28 protein-coding genes are annotated in these 19,617 nt (G+C 40.2%); all 28 read left to right on the top strand.

Features of this window, described 5'->3' with window-relative positions:
- Window positions 1-46: 46 nt before the first annotated feature.
- The 28 genes from rpoC (at window position 47) to map (ending at window position 19,617) form a co-directional block, all read left to right on the top strand.
- Window positions 47-4,330 carry a DNA-directed RNA polymerase subunit beta' gene (rpoC, locus tag BSAG_RS15195; RefSeq protein WP_004310891.1) on the top strand — a complete coding sequence of 1,428 codons (4,284 nt, stop codon included), beginning with the start codon at window positions 47-49 and terminating at the stop codon, window positions 4,328-4,330.
- A gap of 146 nt (window positions 4,331-4,476) precedes the next feature.
- Window positions 4,477-4,785 carry a DUF3467 domain-containing protein gene (locus BSAG_RS15190; protein WP_004296354.1) on the top strand — a complete coding sequence of 103 codons (309 nt, stop codon included), beginning with the start codon at window positions 4,477-4,479 and terminating at the stop codon, window positions 4,783-4,785.
- Between the two features lie 136 nt (window positions 4,786-4,921).
- Complete coding sequence (gene rpsL, locus BSAG_RS15185) at window positions 4,922-5,332, top strand: 30S ribosomal protein S12 (RefSeq protein WP_002558078.1); 411 nt, start codon at window positions 4,922-4,924, stop codon at window positions 5,330-5,332.
- A gap of 143 nt (window positions 5,333-5,475) precedes the next feature.
- Complete coding sequence (gene rpsG / locus BSAG_RS15180) at window positions 5,476-5,952, top strand: 30S ribosomal protein S7 (protein ID WP_004296352.1); 477 nt, start codon at window positions 5,476-5,478, stop codon at window positions 5,950-5,952.
- A 45-nt stretch (window positions 5,953-5,997) separates the two neighbouring features.
- On the top strand, window positions 5,998-8,115 hold the full coding sequence (fusA, locus tag BSAG_RS15175; protein WP_004310890.1) for an elongation factor G: 2,118 nt from the start codon (window positions 5,998-6,000) through the stop codon (window positions 8,113-8,115).
- Between the two features lie 80 nt (window positions 8,116-8,195).
- Window positions 8,196-8,501, top strand: a complete 306-nt coding sequence (gene rpsJ / locus BSAG_RS15170) for a 30S ribosomal protein S10 (protein WP_002558075.1) — start codon at window positions 8,196-8,198, stop codon at window positions 8,499-8,501.
- Window positions 8,502-8,519: 18 nt separating this feature from the next.
- The gene (gene rplC, locus BSAG_RS15165; RefSeq protein ID WP_004313455.1) at window positions 8,520-9,137 is read left to right on the top strand and encodes a 50S ribosomal protein L3; all 618 of its coding nucleotides are present in this window, start codon (window positions 8,520-8,522) and stop codon (window positions 9,135-9,137) included.
- On the top strand, window positions 9,137-9,763 hold the full coding sequence (gene rplD / locus BSAG_RS15160) for a 50S ribosomal protein L4 (protein ID WP_004313456.1): 627 nt from the start codon (window positions 9,137-9,139) through the stop codon (window positions 9,761-9,763). Before rplC ends, rplD begins: the two co-directional genes overlap by 1 nt.
- Window positions 9,764-9,779: 16 nt before the next feature.
- Window positions 9,780-10,070, top strand: a complete 291-nt coding sequence (gene rplW, locus BSAG_RS15155) for a 50S ribosomal protein L23 (RefSeq protein WP_004296347.1) — start codon at window positions 9,780-9,782, stop codon at window positions 10,068-10,070.
- Window positions 10,071-10,075: 5 nt separating this feature from the next.
- Window positions 10,076-10,900: a 50S ribosomal protein L2 gene (gene rplB / locus BSAG_RS15150; RefSeq protein ID WP_004296346.1), complete on the top strand. Its 825-nt coding sequence runs from the start codon at window positions 10,076-10,078 to the stop codon at window positions 10,898-10,900.
- Between the two features lie 20 nt (window positions 10,901-10,920).
- Window positions 10,921-11,190 carry a 30S ribosomal protein S19 gene (gene rpsS / locus BSAG_RS15145; RefSeq protein ID WP_004296345.1) on the top strand — a complete coding sequence of 90 codons (270 nt, stop codon included), beginning with the start codon at window positions 10,921-10,923 and terminating at the stop codon, window positions 11,188-11,190.
- Window positions 11,191-11,226: 36 nt separating this feature from the next.
- On the top strand, window positions 11,227-11,637 hold the full coding sequence (rplV, locus tag BSAG_RS15140; protein ID WP_004296344.1) for a 50S ribosomal protein L22: 411 nt from the start codon (window positions 11,227-11,229) through the stop codon (window positions 11,635-11,637).
- A 5-nt stretch (window positions 11,638-11,642) separates the two neighbouring features.
- A complete protein-coding gene (gene rpsC, locus BSAG_RS15135; RefSeq protein ID WP_004296343.1) occupies window positions 11,643-12,374 on the top strand; it encodes a 30S ribosomal protein S3 in 732 nt (243 codons plus the stop codon).
- Between the two features lie 23 nt (window positions 12,375-12,397).
- Window positions 12,398-12,832: a 50S ribosomal protein L16 gene (gene rplP, locus BSAG_RS15130; RefSeq protein WP_004291234.1), complete on the top strand. Its 435-nt coding sequence runs from the start codon at window positions 12,398-12,400 to the stop codon at window positions 12,830-12,832.
- Between the two features lie 5 nt (window positions 12,833-12,837).
- Window positions 12,838-13,035 (top strand): 50S ribosomal protein L29, encoded by a 198-nt coding sequence (gene rpmC, locus BSAG_RS15125; protein WP_004296342.1) that lies wholly within the window; start codon window positions 12,838-12,840, stop codon window positions 13,033-13,035.
- A complete protein-coding gene (gene rpsQ, locus BSAG_RS15120; protein WP_004296341.1) occupies window positions 13,032-13,301 on the top strand; it encodes a 30S ribosomal protein S17 in 270 nt (89 codons plus the stop codon). The genes rpmC and rpsQ overlap by 4 nt, the downstream gene beginning before the upstream one ends.
- 2 nt (window positions 13,302-13,303) lie before the next feature.
- A complete protein-coding gene (rplN, locus tag BSAG_RS15115; RefSeq protein ID WP_004296340.1) occupies window positions 13,304-13,669 on the top strand; it encodes a 50S ribosomal protein L14 in 366 nt (121 codons plus the stop codon).
- 19 nt (window positions 13,670-13,688) lie between these two features.
- Window positions 13,689-14,009, top strand: coding sequence for a 50S ribosomal protein L24 (rplX, locus tag BSAG_RS15110; protein ID WP_004296339.1), 321 nt, complete (start codon window positions 13,689-13,691; stop codon window positions 14,007-14,009).
- On the top strand, window positions 14,009-14,566 hold the full coding sequence (gene rplE / locus BSAG_RS15105) for a 50S ribosomal protein L5 (protein ID WP_004310886.1): 558 nt from the start codon (window positions 14,009-14,011) through the stop codon (window positions 14,564-14,566). The genes rplX and rplE overlap by 1 nt, the downstream gene beginning before the upstream one ends.
- Window positions 14,567-14,571: 5 nt before the next feature.
- Window positions 14,572-14,871, top strand: a complete 300-nt coding sequence (gene rpsN / locus BSAG_RS15100; RefSeq protein WP_004310885.1) for a 30S ribosomal protein S14 — start codon at window positions 14,572-14,574, stop codon at window positions 14,869-14,871.
- Window positions 14,872-14,923: 52 nt separating this feature from the next.
- Entirely contained in the window at window positions 14,924-15,319 is a 396-nt protein-coding gene (rpsH, locus tag BSAG_RS15095; RefSeq protein WP_004296336.1) for a 30S ribosomal protein S8, read from the top strand.
- Between the two features lie 15 nt (window positions 15,320-15,334).
- The gene (gene rplF, locus BSAG_RS15090) at window positions 15,335-15,904 is read left to right on the top strand and encodes a 50S ribosomal protein L6 (protein WP_004310884.1); all 570 of its coding nucleotides are present in this window, start codon (window positions 15,335-15,337) and stop codon (window positions 15,902-15,904) included.
- Window positions 15,905-15,925: 21 nt separating this feature from the next.
- Window positions 15,926-16,270, top strand: coding sequence for a 50S ribosomal protein L18 (rplR, locus tag BSAG_RS15085; RefSeq protein ID WP_004310883.1), 345 nt, complete (start codon window positions 15,926-15,928; stop codon window positions 16,268-16,270).
- Between the two features lie 5 nt (window positions 16,271-16,275).
- On the top strand, window positions 16,276-16,794 hold the full coding sequence (gene rpsE / locus BSAG_RS15080) for a 30S ribosomal protein S5 (RefSeq protein WP_004296333.1): 519 nt from the start codon (window positions 16,276-16,278) through the stop codon (window positions 16,792-16,794).
- 9 nt (window positions 16,795-16,803) lie between these two features.
- On the top strand, window positions 16,804-16,980 hold the full coding sequence (rpmD, locus tag BSAG_RS15075; RefSeq protein WP_004296332.1) for a 50S ribosomal protein L30: 177 nt from the start codon (window positions 16,804-16,806) through the stop codon (window positions 16,978-16,980).
- 32 nt (window positions 16,981-17,012) lie between these two features.
- A complete protein-coding gene (gene rplO / locus BSAG_RS15070) occupies window positions 17,013-17,459 on the top strand; it encodes a 50S ribosomal protein L15 (protein WP_004310882.1) in 447 nt (148 codons plus the stop codon).
- A gap of 4 nt (window positions 17,460-17,463) precedes the next feature.
- A complete protein-coding gene (gene secY / locus BSAG_RS15065; RefSeq protein ID WP_004310881.1) occupies window positions 17,464-18,804 on the top strand; it encodes a preprotein translocase subunit SecY in 1,341 nt (446 codons plus the stop codon).
- A 15-nt stretch (window positions 18,805-18,819) separates the two neighbouring features.
- A complete protein-coding gene (map, locus tag BSAG_RS15060) occupies window positions 18,820-19,617 on the top strand; it encodes a type I methionyl aminopeptidase (RefSeq protein ID WP_004313457.1) in 798 nt (265 codons plus the stop codon).

Below are 19,617 nucleotides of genomic sequence, written 5' to 3' on the forward strand. Positions count from 1 at the left end.
TTTCAATTTCCAATGATTCAATTATCAAATCTCAATTATATAGAGTATGGCTTTTAGAAAAGAAAATAAGACGAAAAGTAATTTCTCGAAGATCTCAATTGGTCTGGCTTCTCCGGAAGAAATCCTTGAGAATTCGAGTGGTGAAGTTTTGAAGCCTGAAACCATTAATTACCGTACGTACAAACCCGAACGTGACGGTTTGTTCTGCGAGCGCATTTTTGGTCCTATCAAGGATTATGAATGTCATTGCGGTAAATACAAGCGTATCCGTTATAAAGGTATCGTCTGCGACCGTTGTGGGGTGGAAGTTACTGAAAAGAAAGTGCGCCGTGAACGTATGGGACATATCCAGCTGGTTGTGCCGGTGGCTCACATCTGGTATTTCCGTTCGCTTCCTAATAAAATCGGTTATTTGCTCGGATTGCCGACAAAGAAACTGGATTCGATTATATACTACGAACGTTATGTTGTTATTCAGCCGGGTGTGAAAGCTGAAGATGGCGTAGCCGAATATGATTTGCTTTCTGAAGAAGAATATCTGGATATTCTGGATACGCTTCCGAAAGACAATCAGTATCTTGAAGATAATGATCCGAATAAATTTGTTGCAAAGATGGGAGCCGAAGCTATTTATGATTTGCTGGCTCGTTTGGATCTGGATGCTTTGTCTTACGAACTGCGTCACCGCGCCGGAAACGATGCGTCTCAGCAACGTAAGAATGAAGCTTTGAAACGTCTTCAGGTAGTAGAATCGTTCCGCGCATCACGTGGACGTAACAAACCGGAATGGATGATCGTACGTATCGTACCGGTTATTCCGCCCGAACTTCGTCCGTTGGTTCCGCTGGATGGTGGCCGTTTTGCTACATCTGACTTGAACGACCTTTATCGTCGTGTGATTATCCGTAACAACCGTTTGAAACGACTGATTGAAATCAAGGCTCCGGAAGTAATCTTGCGTAATGAAAAACGTATGCTTCAGGAATCTGTCGATTCTTTGTTTGATAACTCACGTAAGTCAAGTGCTGTGAAGACAGACGCCAACCGTCCGTTGAAGTCATTGTCTGACAGTTTGAAAGGTAAACAGGGACGCTTCCGTCAGAACTTGCTGGGTAAACGTGTTGACTACTCTGCTCGTTCCGTAATCGTTGTTGGTCCGGAATTAAAGATGGGTGAATGCGGTATTCCTAAATTGATGGCTGCCGAATTATACAAGCCGTTTATTATTCGCAAGCTCATCGAACGTGGTATCGTTAAGACTGTTAAGTCTGCAAAGAAAATCGTAGACCGCAAAGAGCCGGTGATTTGGGATATCTTGGAACATGTAATGAAGGGACACCCGGTACTGTTGAACCGTGCTCCGACCTTGCACCGTTTGGGTATTCAGGCTTTCCAGCCTAAAATGATCGAAGGTAAAGCTATTCAGTTGCACCCGTTGGCATGTACGGCATTCAACGCCGACTTTGACGGTGACCAGATGGCTGTTCACTTGCCTTTGAGTAATGAAGCAATTCTTGAAGCACAAATGTTGATGCTTCAATCACATAATATCTTGAATCCGGCAAACGGTGCGCCTATTACTGTACCTGCACAGGATATGGTTCTTGGTTTGTACTATATTACTAAGTTGCGTGCCGGTGCAAAAGGTGAAGGTTTGACATTCTACGGACCGGAAGAAGCGTTGATCGCTTACAATGAAGGTAAGGTAGATATTCATGCTCCGGTGAAGGTTATCGTGAAAGACGTTGATGAAAATGGTAACATTGTAGACGTAATGCGCGAAACTTCAGTAGGACGTGTGATTGTGAATGAAATCGTTCCACCTGAAGCTGGTTATATCAATACAATTATCTCTAAGAAATCTCTTCGTGATATTATTAGTGATGTAATTAAGGTATGTGGTGTGGCTAAGGCTGCCGACTTCCTGGATGGAATCAAGAATTTAGGTTATCAGATGGCGTTCAAGGGTGGTTTGTCATTCAACTTGGGTGATATTATCATTCCGAAGGAAAAAGAAACTTTGGTACAGAAAGGTTACGACGAAGTTGAACAAGTCGTAAACAACTATAACATGGGTTTCATTACCAATAACGAACGTTACAATCAGGTAATTGATATTTGGACACATGTGAACTCCGAGTTGTCTAATATCCTGATGAAGACTATTTCTTCGGACGATCAGGGTTTCAACTCTGTATATATGATGCTTGACTCTGGTGCCCGTGGTTCTAAAGAGCAGATTCGTCAGTTGTCAGGTATGCGTGGTTTGATGGCAAAACCGCAGAAAGCAGGTGCTGAAGGTGGTCAGATCATCGAGAACCCGATTTTGTCGAACTTTAAAGAAGGACTTTCGGTGTTGGAGTACTTTATCTCTACCCACGGTGCTCGTAAAGGTTTGGCGGATACCGCTTTGAAGACTGCCGATGCTGGTTATTTGACTCGTCGTCTGGTGGACGTATCACACGATGTGATTATTACAGAAGAAGACTGCGGTACACTCCGCGGATTGGTTTGTACGGACCTTAAGAATAACGATGAGGTTATTGCTACTCTGTACGAACGTATCTTAGGCCGTGTTTCCGTACATGATATTATTCATCCTACCACAGGTGAATTGCTTGTTGCCGGTGGTGAAGAAATCACAGAAGAAGTAGCCAAGAAGATTCAGGAGTCTCCGATCGAGAGTGTTGAAATCCGTTCGGTATTGACTTGTGAAGCTAAGAAGGGGGTTTGTGCTAAATGTTACGGACGTAACCTGGCAACGAGCCGCATGGTTCAGAAGGGTGAAGCTGTCGGTGTAATCGCTGCTCAGTCTATTGGTGAGCCGGGTACACAGTTGACTTTGCGTACATTCCACGCCGGTGGTACTGCTGCAAATATTGCAGCTAACGCCAGTATCGTTGCTAAAAATAATGCACGTCTTGAATTTGAAGAGTTGCGTACAGTAGATATCGTTGACGAGATGGGTGAATCTGCAAAAGTGGTAGTAGGTCGTTTGGCCGAAGTACGTTTTGTGGATGTGAATACCGGTATCGTTCTTTCTACTCATAACGTACCTTATGGTTCAACACTGTATGTAAGCGACGGCGACTTGGTAGAAAAAGGCAAACTGATTGCTAAGTGGGACCCGTTCAATGCTGTTATTATCACAGAAGCAACCGGTAAGATCGAATTTGAGGGCGTGATTGAAAACGTTACTTATAAGGTTGAATCGGATGAAGCAACAGGTCTTCGTGAAATTATTATTATTGAATCCAAGGATAAAACCAAAGTTCCTACCGCTCATATCTTAACAGAGGACGGTGATTTGATCCGTACTTATAACTTACCGGTAGGTGGTCACGTTATCATCGAGAACGGTCAGAAGGTAAAAGCCGGTGAAGTAATCGTGAAGATTCCGCGTGCCGTAGGTAAGGCGGGTGATATCACGGGTGGTCTTCCTCGTGTTACTGAATTGTTTGAAGCTCGTAACCCGTCAAATCCGGCTGTCGTTTCTGAAATCGACGGTGAGGTGACAATGGGTAAGATCAAACGTGGTAACCGTGAAATCATCGTAACTTCCAAGACGGGTGAGGTTAAGAAGTATCTGGTTGCACTGTCTAAGCAGATTCTGGTACAGGAAAATGACTATGTACGTGCTGGTACTCCGTTGTCTGACGGTGCTACTACTCCGGCAGATATCTTGGCAATCAAGGGTCCTACAGCTGTACAGGAATATATCGTGAATGAAGTTCAGGATGTATACCGCTTGCAGGGTGTGAAGATCAATGATAAGCACTTTGAGATTATCGTTCGTCAGATGATGCGCAAAGTACAAATTGATGAACCGGGAGATACTCGCTTCCTCGAACAGCAAGTCGTAGACAAACTGGAATTCATGGAAGAAAATGATCGTATCTGGGGTAAGAAAGTCGTAGTAGATGCTGGTGATTCTCAAAATATGCAAGCTGGACAGATTGTAACTGCCCGCAAGTTGCGTGATGAGAATAGTATGTTGAAACGTCGTGACTTGAAACCGGTTGAGGTTCGTGATGCTGTTGCTGCTACCTCTACTCAGATTCTTCAAGGTATCACGCGTGCTGCTTTGCAAACATCAAGCTTTATGTCGGCTGCTTCCTTCCAGGAAACGACGAAAGTATTGAATGAAGCTGCTATCAACGGTAAGATCGATAAGCTTGAAGGTATGAAGGAAAATGTGATCTGTGGTCACTTGATTCCTGCCGGTACCGGACAGCGCGAGTTCGAAAAGCTCATCGTTGGATCAAAAGAAGAGTATGACCGTATCTTGGCTAACAAGAAAACAGTACTTGACTACAATGAAGTAGAATAAATACAATTCAATTGACTATATGAAAAGGAGCAGTTGCCTAATTGGGCAATTGCTCCTTTTTTTATTTCTTTTTTACTCGCGTGTATTACCATTAGTTTCAGGAAAAATGTGTTATTTTGCAGGATAACTTTTTAATCATATTAAATATGGAAGAACAAAATAACAACGGACAATTACAGATTGAATTGAGAGAAGAGGTTGCACAGGGAACTTATGCAAATCTTGCTATTATTACTCATTCGAGTTCTGAATTCATCCTTGACTTCGTGCGCGTAATGCCGGGCATACCGAAGGCTGGTGTGCAATCTCGTATTATTGTGGCTCCGGAGCACGCAAAACGTCTGCTGCGGGCATTAGAAGATAATATAGCAAAGTATGAGCGCGTATTCGGTCCGATTCGTACTTCGGATGAACCCCCTATTTCTCCTTTGACGGGTGTAAAAGGCGAAGCGTGAGGATGATATAAAAACATTAAAAAAGAAAAAAAAGTTGTAGCGCATTGAATATTCAAATATTATTCGTATTTTTGCAGCCCAAAATGTATAGTTACGAAATTAATATAACAATAATATAAATCAAAAAACAATTAAAATGCCTACAATTCAGCAATTAGTAAGAAAAGGACGCGAAGTGCTGGTGGAGAAAAGTAAATCTCCAGCCTTGGATTCATGTCCTCAAAGACGTGGCGTTTGCGTGAGAGTATACACTACTACTCCGAAGAAGCCGAACTCTGCAATGCGTAAAGTAGCTCGTGTACGTTTGACTAACCAAAAAGAGGTGAACTCATACATTCCGGGAGAAGGACACAACTTGCAGGAACACTCAATCGTTTTGGTACGTGGTGGTCGTGTAAAAGACCTTCCGGGTGTGCGTTATCACATTGTACGTGGTACGCTTGATACAGCAGGTGTTGCTGGTCGTACTCAAAGACGTTCTAAGTATGGTGCTAAGCGTCCGAAACCAGGACAAGCAGCTGCTCCTGCTAAGGGTAAGAAAAAATAAGGATTAAGACCTAATTAAAATTAAAGTAATAACTTACGTTTTAGTTTGTTGGAAATGCTAAAGGTTGAGTAAATTCTCCGGAGGGAGAGTTGAAGAAGTCAAGAAGTAGACAACCAAGAACAAAAACATTATTTTTCAAACAAATGAGAAAAGCAAAACCAAAAAAACGCCTGATTCTTCCGGATCCTGTGTTTAATGACCAAAAGGTTTCCAAGTTCGTGAACCACTTGATGTATGATGGAAAGAAAAATACATCTTATGAAATCTTTTATGCCGCTTTGGAAACAGTGAAAGCAAAACTTCCTAACGAAGAAAAATCAGCTCTCGAAATCTGGAAAAAGGCTTTGGATAATGTAACTCCGCAAGTGGAAGTAAAGTCTCGCCGTGTAGGTGGTGCTACTTTCCAAGTTCCTACTGAAATCCGTCCGGATCGTAAAGAATCAATCTCTATGAAGAATTTGATTCTGTTTGCTCGCAAAAGAGGTGGTAAATCAATGGCTGACAAGTTGGCTGCTGAAATTATGGATGCCTTCAATGAACAAGGCGGTGCATACAAACGTAAAGAAGATATGCACAGAATGGCAGAAGCTAACCGTGCATTTGCTCATTTTAGATTCTAATACTGTAAGAAACCTAATATAAACTTAAAGTAAAGGAATTAGAAGATGGCTAAACATGATTTACATTTAACTCGTAATATCGGTATCATGGCTCACATTGATGCCGGAAAAACAACTACTTCTGAACGTATCCTGTTCTACACTGGATTGACTCACAAAATTGGTGAAGTTCATGATGGTGCTGCTACTATGGACTGGATGGAACAGGAGCAAGAACGTGGTATCACTATTACATCCGCTGCTACAACAACAAGGTGGAAATATGCTGGTGATACTTATAAAATTAACTTGATTGACACTCCGGGACACGTTGACTTTACCGCAGAGGTAGAACGTTCATTGCGTATCCTTGATGGGGCTGTAGCTGCTTACTGTGCTGTTGGTGGTGTTGAGCCTCAATCAGAAACTGTATGGCGTCAGGCTGATAAATATAACGTTCCTCGTATTGCTTATGTTAATAAGATGGACCGTTCTGGTGCTGACTTCTTTGAAGTAGTTCGTCAGATGAAGGATGTTCTTGGAGCTAATCCGTGTCCGATTGTTGTTCCTATCGGTGCTGAAGAATCTTTCAAAGGTCTTGTTGACCTTATCAAAATGAAAGCTATCTATTGGCATGATGAAACAATGGGGGCTGACTACAGTATTGAGGAAATCCCTGCAGAACTTATCGATGAAGCTAACGAGTGGAGAGATAAGATGCTTGAAAAAGTAGCAGAATTTGATGATGCTTTGATGGAGAAATATTTCGATGATCCTTCTACTATTACTGAAGAAGAAGTATTGAGAGCTCTTCGTAATGCAACAGTTCAGATGGCTGTAGTTCCTATGCTTTGCGGATCTTCTTTTAAGAACAAAGGTGTTCAGACATTGCTTGATTATGTTTGTGCTTTCTTGCCTTCTCCACTTGATACAGAGAACGTAATAGGTACAAATCCTAATACGGGAGCTGAAGAGGATCGTAAACCAAGTGATGATGAAAAAACATCTGCTTTGGCGTTTAAGATCGCAACTGACCCATATGTAGGTCGTTTGACTTTCTTCCGTGTTTATTCTGGTAAAATTGAAGCAGGTTCTTATATCTACAACTCTCGTTCTGGTAAGAAAGAACGCGTTTCTCGTCTGTTCCAGATGCACTCCAACAAACAGAACCCGGTTGAAGTAATCGGTGCTGGTGATATTGGTGCAGGTGTAGGCTTTAAAGATATTCGTACTGGGGATACTTTGTGTGATGAAACAGCTCCGATAGTACTTGAGTCTATGGACTTTCCGGAACCGGTTATTGGTATCGCTGTAGAACCTAAGACTCAGAAAGATATGGATAAACTGTCTAACGGTTTGGCTAAATTGGCTGAAGAAGACCCGACATTTACTGTGAAAACAGACGAACAGACAGGTCAGACAGTTATTTCTGGTATGGGTGAGCTTCACTTGGATATTATCATTGACCGTTTGAAACGTGAATTCAAGGTAGAATGTAATCAAGGTAAGCCTCAGGTTAACTATAAGGAAGCTATCACGAAGACAGTTAACTTGCGTGAAGTGTACAAGAAGCAGTCTGGTGGACGTGGTAAGTTTGCTGATATCATTGTGAACATTGGTCCGGCTGATGCGGATTTCACTTTAGGTGGTTTGCAGTTTGTTGATGAAGTGAAGGGTGGTAATATTCCTAAGGAATTTATTCCTGCAGTTCAGAAAGGCTTTACAAATGCTATGAAGAGTGGTGTTTTGGCAGGCTACCCATTGGATTCATTGAAAGTGACTTTGGTTGATGGTTCATTCCACCCGGTTGACTCTGACCAGTTGTCATTTGAAATCTGTGCAATGCAGGCTTATAAAAATGCATGTGCTAAGGCAGGTCCTGTTTTGATGGAACCTATCATGAAACTGGAAGTTGTAACTCCGGAAGAAAACATGGGTGATGTTATCGGTGACTTGAACAAACGTCGTGGACAGGTTGAAGGTATGGAATCTAGCCGCTCTGGCGCTCGTATCGTGAAAGCGATGGTTCCACTGGCGGAAATGTTTGGTTACGTAACAGCTTTACGTACTATTACTTCTGGTCGTGCAACCTCGTCAATGACCTACTCTCATCACGCTCAGCTTTCTTCTTCTATTGCTAAGGCTGTATTGGAAGAAGTAAAAGGACGCGCTGATTTACTCTAAAATATCTAAAGTAGCAGGCTAGCGAATGACTCTTAGCCTGCCGCTTTATCTTATTATAAATGTATTAATTAAAAAAAATAATGAGTCAGAAAATTAGAATTAAATTGAAATCTTACGACCACAACTTGGTTGACAAGTCAGCTGAGAAAATTGTAAGAACTGTAAAAGCTACAGGTGCTATCGTTAGCGGTCCAATACCTCTGCCTACGCACAAACGTATCTTTACTGTGAACCGTTCGACTTTCGTAAATAAAAAGTCTCGTGAGCAATTTGAACTCTCTTCTTATAAGAGATTAATCGACATCTATAGCTCAACAGCTAAGACAGTAGATGCTTTGATGAAGTTGGAATTGCCAAGTGGTGTGGAAGTAGAAATTAAAGTTTGATAATTAAAAATTAGTGAAATGCCAGGATTATTAGGAAAAAAAATCGGAATGACATCCGTTTTCAGTGCCGATGGTAAAAATGTACCATGCACTGTTATCGAAGCAGGTCCTTGTGTTGTTACTCAAGTTAAAACTGTAGAAAAAGATGGCTATGCAGCTGTTCAGTTGGGTTTCCAGGACAAAAAGGAAAAACATACAACTAAACCGTTGATGGGACATTTTAAAAGAGCAGGAGTAACACCGAAGAGACACTTGGCTGAGTTCAAAGAATTTGAAACAGAGTTGAATTTGGGTGATACCATTACTGTAGAAATGTTTAACGACGCTAGCTTTGTTGACGTTGTTGGTACTTCTAAGGGTAAGGGTTTTCAGGGTGTAGTAAAAAGACATGGTTTTGGTGGTGTGGGTCAAGCTACTCACGGTCAGCATAATCGCGCTCGTAAACCGGGTTCTATCGGTGCTTGTTCTTACCCTGCAAAAGTATTCAAAGGAATGCGCATGGGTGGACAACTTGGTGGTGACAGAGTCACTGTACAAAACTTGCAGGTATTAAAAGTAATCGCGGATCATAACCTTCTTTTGGTTAAAGGTTCTATCCCGGGTTGCAAAGGTTCAATCGTATTAATTGAGAAATAATGGAAGTTAACGTATATAACATTAAAGGTGAAGACACTGGGAGAAAGGTTACGTTAAACGAATCTATCTTCGGAATTGAGCCCAACGACCACGCTATTTATTTGGACGTAAAACAATTTATGGCTAATCAGCGTCAGGGTACTCATAAGTCAAAAGAAAGAAGTGAAATCAGTGGTTCAACTCGTAAGATCGGTCGTCAGAAAGGTGGCGGTGGAGCACGTCGTGGTGATATGAATTCGCCTGTTCTTGTAGGTGGTGCTCGTGTTTTCGGTCCGAAACCAAGAGACTACTTCTTTAAGTTGAATAAAAAAGTTAAGACACTGGCTCGTAAGTCAGCTTTGTCTTATAAAGCTCAAAACGATGCAATCGTTGTCGTTGAGGATTTCACATTTGAAGCTCCTAAGACAAAAGATTTCGTTGCAATGACAAAAAATCTTAAAGTTTCCGATAAAAAGCTACTTGTAATTTTACCGGAAGCAAATAAAAACGTATATTTGTCAGCTCGTAACATCGAGGGTGCTAATGTACAGACTATCTCAGGATTAAATACTTACAGAGTATTGAATGCTGGGGTTATTGTGCTTACAGAAAACTCTCTGAAGGCTATTGACAATATCTTAATTTAAAAAGGAGGCTTAAATAATGGGAATTATTATTAAACCGTTGGTAACAGAGAAAATGACTGCAATCACAGATAAGCTGAATCGTTTCGGCTTTGTTGTACGTCCTGAAGCTAACAAACTGGAAATTAAGAAGGAAATTGAAGCTCTTTATAATGTTACTGTAGTTGATGTGAATACTGTGAAGTATGCTGGCAAGAATAAGAGCCGTTATACCAAAGCAGGTATCATCAATGGTCGTACGAATGCTTTCAAAAAAGCAATCGTGACATTGAAAGAAGGAGATACTATTGATTTTTATAGCAATATTTAATAAAAATGGCAGTACGTAAATTTAAGCCCACAACACCGGGGCAAAGACATAAAATTATTGGTACTTTCGAAGAAATTACTGCATCAGTACCAGAAAAGTCTCTTGTATATGGTAAGAAATCATCTGGTGGTCGTAACAGCGAAGGTAAGATGACTATGCGCTACATTGGTGGCGGTCATAGAAAGGTGATTAGAATTGTTGATTTCAAGAGAAATAAGGACGGTGTTCCAGCAGTAGTTAAAACAATCGAATACGACCCGAATCGTTCGGCTCGTATCGCTCTGTTATTTTATGCTGATGGAGAAAAAAGATATATTATTGCTCCCAATGGATTGCAAGTTGGTGCGACTCTGATGTCAGGTGAAACAGCAGCGCCAGAGATTGGTAATGCTCTTCCTCTTCAAAACATTCCGGTGGGTACTGTGATTCACAATATCGAATTACGTCCGGGACAGGGTGCTGCTCTGGTTCGTTCAGCTGGTAACTTTGCTCAGTTGACTTCTCGTGAGGGTAAGTATTGTGTAATCAAGTTGCCTTCAGGTGAGGTTAGACAGATTCTTAGCACTTGTAAAGCTACTATCGGTAGTGTAGGTAACTCTGATCATGGATTGGAAAGTTCAGGTAAAGCAGGACGTTCTCGTTGGCAAGGACGTCGTCCTCGTAACCGTGGTGTTGTAATGAACCCGGTTGATCACCCGATGGGTGGTGGTGAAGGACGTGCTTCCGGAGGTCACCCAAGATCACGTAAGGGATTGTATGCTAAGGGACTTAAGACTAGAGCTCCTAAGAAACAATCGTCTAAGTACATTATTGAGAGAAGAAAAAAGTAATCTGATTAATTGAGTAAACTATGAGTCGTTCATTAAAAAAAGGTCCATATATTAACGTTAAGCTTGAAAAGAGAATTCTTGCCATGAATGAATCAGGTAAGAAAGTCGTAGTAAAGACTTGGGCCAGAGCTTCAATGATTTCGCCTGATTTTGTAGGCCATACAGTTGCAGTTCACAATGGAAATAAATTTATTCCTGTTTATGTTACCGAGAATATGGTAGGACACAAGTTGGGCGAATTTGCTCCAACTCGTACATTCAGAGGACACGCTGGTAACAAGAAAAGATAACAGGATTTATTTGAAATAATAAAGTAATAAATAATAATGGGAGCAAGAAAAAAAATATCGGCTGAAAAAAGAAAAGAAGCCCTTAAGACCATGTATTTTGCAAAATTGCAAAATGTTCCTACTTCTCCACGTAAGATGCGTCTGGTTGCAGACATGATCCGTGGTATGGAAGTGAACAGAGCACTTGGTGTTTTGAAATTTTCTTCAAAAGAAGCTGCTGCAAGAGTGGAAAAATTGCTTCGCTCTGCAATTGCTAACTGGGAACAGAAAAACGAACGTAAAGCAGAAAGTGGCGAATTGTTCGTAACACAGATTTTTGTTGATGGTGGAGCTACACTCAAAAGAATGAGACCGGCACCACAGGGTAGAGGTTATAGAATTCGCAAACGTTCAAATCACGTAACATTGTTCGTTGGTGCTAAAAGTAATAACGAAGATCAAAATTAAGGTAGATGGGACAAAAAGTTAATCCAATAAGCAACCGTTTAGGAATTATCAGAGGATGGGATTCTAACTGGTATGGTGGAAATGATTACGGTGATTCTTTGCTGGAAGATAGCAAAATCCGTAAATATCTTAATGCAAGACTTGCAAAAGCAAGTGTATCAAGAATCGTAATTGAACGTACGCTGAAGCTCGTTACTATTACTGTTTGCACTGCTCGCCCGGGTATTATTATCGGTAAAGGTGGCCAAGAAGTTGATAAGTTAAAAGAGGAGTTGAAGAAGGTTACCGACAAAGATATTCAAATCAATATCTTTGAAGTGAAGAGACCGGAACTGGATGCTGTGATTGTTGCTAACAACATCGCTCGCCAGGTTGAAGGTAAAATTGCCTATCGCCGTGCCATCAAGATGGCTATCGCAAACACAATGCGTATGGGTGCTGAAGGTATCAAAATTCAGATTTCAGGACGTTTGAATGGAGCTGAAATGGCTCGTTCTGAAATGTATAAAGAAGGAAGAACTCCGTTGCACACTTTCAGAGCTGATATCGACTACTGTCATGCAGAAGCATTGACTAAAGTAGGTCTTCTTGGTATCAAAGTTTGGATTTGTAGAGGTGAAGTGTTTGGTAAGAAAGAATTGGCTCCGAACTTTACACAAAGCAAAGAAAGTGGTCGTGGAAACAATAGTGGAAACAACGGCGGAAAGAACTTCAAAAGAAAGAAAAATAATCGCTAAACGAATTTGAATTTTAGGAAACTATGTTACAACCGAAAAAGACAAAATTCAGAAGACAACAAAAAGGCCGTCAGAAAGGTAATGCCCAGAGAGGCAACCAGCTGGCCTTTGGTTCTTTTGGCATAAAGGCTTTGGAGACTAAGTGGATTACAGGCCGTCAGATCGAAGCTGCTCGTATTGCAGTAACAAGATATATGCAACGTCAAGGACAGATCTGGATCCGTATATTCCCGGATAAACCGATCACTAGAAAACCTGCCGATGTACGTATGGGTAAAGGTAAAGGTGCTCCAGAGGGATTTGTGGCTCCTGTAACTCCAGGTAGAATCATTATTGAAGCTGAAGGAGTATCTTACGAAATCGCGAAAGAAGCATTGCGCTTAGCTGCTCAAAAGCTTCCTATTACAACGAAGTTTGTCGTAAGACGTGATTATGATATTCAAAATCAAAATGCGTAAGTGTTATGAAAATTGCAGAAATTAAAGAAATGACTACTAATGATTTAGTAGAAAGAGTAGAGGCGGAAACAGCTAATTATAACCAAATGGTTATTAATCATTCTATTTCTCCTTTGGAAAATCCTGCTCAAATCAAACAATTACGCAGGACTATTGCGCGTATGAAAACAGAATTGCGCGAAAGAGAACTTAACAATAAATGATCAGCTTGATGGAAGCAAGAAATTTAAGAAAAGAAAGAACAGGGGTTGTGTTGAGCAATAAGATGGACAAGACCATCACAGTTGCTGCCAAATTTAAGGAAAAACACCCTATATATGGTAAGTTCGTTAGCAAAACGAAGAAGTACCATGCTCACGATGAAAAGAATGAATGCAATATCGGTGATACTGTAAGCATCATGGAAACTCGTCCTTTGAGCAAGACTAAAAGATGGAGATTAGTAGAAATAATTGAAAGAGCTAAGTAATTATGATACAAGTAGAATCCAGACTTACAGTATGTGATAACAGTGGAGCGAAAGAGGCGTTGTGTATCCGCGTTTTGGGGGGGACAGGTCGTCGTTATGCTTCAGTGGGGGATGTCATTGTAGTTTCAGTGAAGAGCGTTATCCCTTCTAGTGATGTTAAAAAAGGTGCAGTATCAAAGGCTTTGATTGTACGTACAAAGAAAGAAATCCGTCGTCCTGATGGTTCTTATATACGTTTTGATGATAATGCTTGCGTGTTGTTGAATAATGCAGGTGAAATTAGAGGTAGTCGTATTTTCGGTCCTGTAGCAAGAGAACTTCGTGCTACAAACATGAAAGTTGTGTCACTTGCGCCTGAGGTACTTTAATTTGTAAAAGATTTAAGTAATGAGTAAATTACATATTAAAAAAGGCGATACAGTTTACGTAAATGCTGGTGAAGATAAGGGCAAAACTGGTCGTGTATTGAAGGTTCTTGTTAAAGAAGGACGTGCATTTGTTGAAGGTATCAATATGGTATCTAAAAGCACAAAGCCGAATGCAAAGAATCCACAAGGTGGTATTGTGAAGCAAGAAGCTTCTATCCACATTTCAAACTTGAACCCGGTTGATCCAAAAACTGGTAAAGCAACGCGTATTGGGAGAAAAAAGAGTTCGGAAGGAACTTTAGTGCGTTATTCTAAAAAATCAGGAGAGGAGATTAAGTAATGAGTAATACTGCTAGTCTTAAGAAAGAATATGCAGAGCGTATAGCACCTGCATTGAAATCACAGTTCCAGTATTCTTCTACAATGCAGATACCCGTACTTAAGAAGATTGTAATCAATCAGGGATTAGGTATGGCTGTTGCTGATAAGAAGATTATCGAAGTAGCAATCAATGAAATGACAGCTATTACAGGTCAAAAAGCTGTAGCTACCATTTCTCGTAAAGATATCGCAAACTTTAAGTTGCGTAAAAAAATGCCGATTGGTGTTATGGTAACTTTACGTCGTGAAAGAATGTACGAATTCCTTGAAAAATTGGTTCGTGTAGCTCTTCCTCGTATTCGTGACTTCAAAGGTATCGAAAGTAAGTTTGATGGTAAAGGTAACTATACCCTTGGTATTCAGGAACAAATCATTTTCCCTGAAATAAATATCGATAGTATTACAAGAATTCTCGGAATGAATATTACCTTTGTAACCTCTGCGGAAACAGATGAAGAAGGTTATGCTTTGCTGAAGGAATTCGGTTTACCTTTTAAAAACGCTAAAAAAGACTAATAGATATGGCAAAGGAATCAATGAAAGCACGTGAAGTAAAGCGTGCTAAATTAGTAGCCAAATACGCCGAGAAAAGAGCTGCTTTGAAGCAAATCGTAAGAACAGGTGATCCTGCTGATGCTTTCGAAGCTGCACAGAAGTTGCAAGAGTTGCCAAAGAATTCTAATCCAATTCGTATGCACAACCGTTGCAAACTGACTGGTCGTCCTAAAGGTTATATTCGTCAATTCGGAATTTCGAGAATTCAATTCCGTGAGATGGCATCTAACGGACTGATCCCAGGCGTAAAAAAAGCAAGCTGGTAATTATTGTTTAAATATTGTCAGGGTAGTCCTGATTAATTTAATTTATTTTTATATGACTGATCCAATAGCAGATTATTTAACGAGGTTGCGGAACGCGATTGGTGCAAAGCACAGAGTTGTTGAAGTTCCCGCTTCGAATTTGAAAAAAGAAATCACTAAGATTCTTTTTGAAAAAGGCTACATCCTTAATTATAAGTTTGTAGAAGATGGTCCTCAAGGAACTATTAAGGTTGCCTTGAAGTATGATTCTGTTAACAAAGTTAACGCAATCAAAAAGTTAGAAAGAATATCTTCTCCGGGTATGCGTAAGTATACTGGTTACAAAGATATGCCGCGTGTTATTAATGGGCTGGGTATTGCTATAATATCTACTTCCAAAGGTGTAATGACTAACAAAGAGGCTGCAGAACTGAAAATCGGTGGTGAAGTCTTGTGTTATGTATATTAATTAGGAGGAATTAGAATGTCAAGAATAGGAAAATTACCCATTAGTATCCCTGCTGGAGTGACAATCACTCTGAAGGATAATGTGGTTACCGTAAAGGGACCCAAAGGCGAAATGAGCCAATATGTGAATCCTGCTATCAATGTTACTATTGAAGACGGACACGTAACTTTAACAGAAAACGATAAAGAAATGCTTGATAACCCGAAGCAGAAACATGCTTTCCACGGTTTGTATCGTTCATTGGTTCACAACATGGTTGTGGGCGTATCTGAAGGTTACAAGAAAGAACTGGAACTTGTAGGTGTAGGTTATCGTGCTTCAAACCAAGGTAACATCATTGAACTGGCTTTAGGTTATACACACAATATTTTCATTCAATTACCTGCTGAGGTAAAAGTTGAAACGAAGTCTGAAAGAAATAAGAATCCTCTTATTATATTGGAATCGTGTGACAAACAATTGCTTGGTCAAGTTTGCTCTAAAATACGTTCTTTCCGTAAGCCTGAACCATACAAGGGTAAAGGTATTAAGTTTGTTGGCGAAGTAATTCGTAGAAAGTCTGGTAAATCAGCCGGCGCTAAGTAATTCATATAAAATTAGATTATTATGACAACAAAAATAGAAAGACGAGTTAAGATCAAATATAGAGTACGCAACAAAATTTCAGGTACTACTGAATGTCCGCGTATGAGTGTATTTAGAAGTAACAAGCAAATTTATGTCCAGATTATCGATGATCTTTCTGGTAAGACACTGGCTGCTGCTTCTTCTTTAGGTTTGACTGAGAAAGTCGCTAAAAAAGAACAAGCTGCTAAAGTTGGTGAAATGATTGCTAAAAAGGCTCAGGAAGCAGGTATAACTACTGTTGTTTTCGACCGTAATGGTTACTTGTATCATGGGAGAGTAAAAGAAGTAGCTGATGCTGCTCGTAACGGTGGACTTAAATTTTAATCATTATGGCAGGAGTTAATAATAGAGTTAAGATTACTAACGATATAGAACTGAAAGATAGATTAGTTGCTATTAATCGTGTTACTAAAGTTACCAAAGGTGGTAGAACTTTTAGTTTCTCTGCAATCGTTGTTGTAGGTAACGAAGAAGGTATCATTGGTTGGGGACTTGGTAAAGCAGGTGAAGTAACAGCTGCTATCGCTAAAGGTGTTGAGTCAGCTAAAAAGAACCTGGTGAAAGTACCTATTTTAAAAGGTACTGTTCCTCATGAACAATCAGCTAGATTTGGTGGTGCTGAAGTATTCATCAAACCTGCATCTCACGGAACCGGTGTTGTAGCTGGTGGTGCTATGCGTGCTGTATTGGAAAGTGTTGGTGTTACTGACGTTTTGGCTAAATCTAAAGGTTCTTCGAATCCGCATAACCTTGTTAAAGCTACAATTGAAGCTTTGAGTGAAATGCGTGATGCAAGAATGGTTGCTCAGAACAGAGGTATTAGTGTTGAAAAAGTATTTAGAGGATAAGGAGGAGATATGTCAACTATAAAGATTAAACAAGTTAAAAGTAGAATTGGTGCTCCAGCTGATCAGAAAAGAACTCTTGACGCACTGGGACTTCGTAAACTGAACCGTGTGGTTGAACACGAAAGCACTCCTTCAATTCTTGGAATGGTAGATAAAGTAAAACACTTGGTTGCCATTGTTAAGTAATTATTTGTTGAATAATAAAACGAAATTACAATATGAACTTAAGTAATTTAAAACCTGCTGAGGGATCTACTAAGACAAGAAAAAGAATTGGACGTGGTGCTGGTTCTGGCTTAGGTGGTACTTCTACAAGAGGTCATAAAGGAGCTAAATCAAGATCTGGATACTCTAAGAAAATCGGTTTTGAAGGTGGTCAGATGCCTCTTCAACGTCGAGTTCCTAAATTTGGTTTCAAGAATATCAATCGTGTTGAATATAAAGCTATCAATCTGGATACTATCCAGAAACTTGCTGAAGCTAAGAGCTTGACAAAAGTTGGTGTAAACGACTTTATCGAAGCAGGATTTATTTCTTCAAATCAGTTGGTAAAAGTATTGGGTAACGGAACTCTGACTAACAAGCTGGAAGTAGAAGCTCATGCATTCTCTAAGACTGCAACTGCTGCTATCGAAGCTGCTGGTGGAACTGTAGTAAAACTCTGATTCAATGAGAAAAGCTATTGAAACATTAAAGAATATATGGAAGATTGAGGATCTGAGACAGCGGATCCTCATCACCATATTGTTCGTGGCAATTTACCGTTTCGGATCGTATGTCGTATTACCGGGTATCAATCCGGCGATGCTGGCGAAATTGCACGAACAAACAAGTGAAGGCCTTTTAGCCTTGTTAAATATGTTCTCTGGAGGAGCATTTTCTAATGCCTCTATTTTTGCATTAGGAATCATGCCTTATATCTCTGCATCTATCGTAATCCAGTTATTGGGAATCGCTGTACCGTATTTCCAGAAGTTGCAACGCGAAGGTGAGAGCGGCAGAAGAAAAATGAATCAATATACTCGTTACTTGACGATTGCTATATTGTTAGTTCAGGCCCCTTCTTATTTGCTCAATCTTAAAATGCAGGCTGGCCCTTCCTTAAATGCTTCATTAGATTGGACTCTGTTTATGGTTACCTCTACCATTATTTTGGCAGCAGGTAGTATGTTTATTTTGTGGCTTGGTGAAAGAATTACTGATAAAGGTATTGGTAACGGTATTTCATTTATCATCTTGATTGGTATTATCGCTCGTTTCCCTGATGCTTTGTTGCAAGAAGTTGTGTCCAGAGTAGCAAATAAGAGCGGTGGTCTGATTATGTTTATAATTGAAATCGTATTCTTATTATTAGTGATTGGCGCTGCTATTCTTTTGGTGCAAGGTACAAGAAAGATTCCTGTACAGTATGCAAAAAGAATCGTTGGTAACAAGCAATATGGTGGTGCTAGACAGTATATCCCTTTAAAGGTGAATGCTGCCGGTGTTATGCCTATCATCTTTGCTCAGGCAATCATGTTTATTCCAATTACATTTATCGGTTTTTCAAATGTAAATGATGCAGGCGGTTTCTTGCATGCGTTTACAGATCATACAAGTTTCTGGTATAATTTTGTCTTTGCGGTAATGATTATATTATTTACGTATTTCTATACTGCAATTACAATTAATCCGACTCAGATGGCTGAGGATATGAAGAGAAATAATGGTTTCATCCCTGGTATTAAACCGGGAAAGAAAACAGCAGAGTATATTGATGATATAATGTCTCGTATCACTTTGCCGGGTTCTTTCTTCTTGGCTTTAGTTGCTATTATGCCTGCTTTTGCCGGTGTATTCGGAGTGCAAGCAGGATTCGCTCAATTCTTCGGCGGTACATCTTTGTTAATTCTTGTAGGTGTTGTTCTTGATACCCTGCAACAGGTTGAAAGTCATTTGTTGATGAGACACTATGATGGTCTGTTGAAATCTGGTCGTATTAAAGGACGCGCTGGTGTAGCGGCATATTAATTCTTTAGATTAGAAATGATATTTCTTAAAACAGAAGATGAAATAGAATTGCTCCGTCAGAGTAACCTGCTTGTTGGTAAAACTCTTGCAGAGGTTGCCAAACTGGTGAAGCCTGGTGTAACTACATGTGAGTTGGATAAAGTTGCTGAAGAGTTCATTAGAGATCATGGGGCAACTCCAACTTTCAAAGGATTTCCGAATCAATATGGAGAACCATTTCCCGCATCTCTTTGTACCTCTGTCAACGAACAGGTGGTACATGGAATCCCAGGGGATATCGTACTGAAAGATGGTGATATCGTATCAGTGGATTGCGGAACTTACATGAATGGTTTCTGTGGTGATTCTGCTTATACTTTTTGTGTAGGAGAGGTAGACGAAGAGATTCGTAACTTGTTGAAGGTAACTAAAGAAGCGTTATATATTGGCATCCAGAACGCAGTGCAAGGTAAAAGAATTGGTGATATCGGATATGCTATTCAGCAATATTGTGAGTCTCATTCTTATGGTGTAGTGCGTGAGTTTGTTGGCCATGGCATCGGTAAAGAGATGCACGAAGATCCTCAGGTTCCTAACTATGGTAAAAGAGGATATGGACCATTGATGAAAAGAGGCCTTTGCATAGCGATAGAGCCGATGATAACATTGGGAGACCGACAAGTGATAATGGAAAGTGACGGATGGACTGTGAGGACCAGAGATCGTAAATGTGCTGCACATTTTGAGCATACGATAGCTGTTGGAGCTGGTGAAGCTGATATTTTGTCTTCATTCAAATTCATAGAAGAAGTTTTAGGAGATAAAGCAATATAA

Origin of the sequence: Bacteroides sp. D1 (assembly GCF_000157095.2) — a bacterium.
Lineage (GTDB): Bacteria > Bacteroidota > Bacteroidia > Bacteroidales > Bacteroidaceae > Bacteroides > Bacteroides xylanisolvens.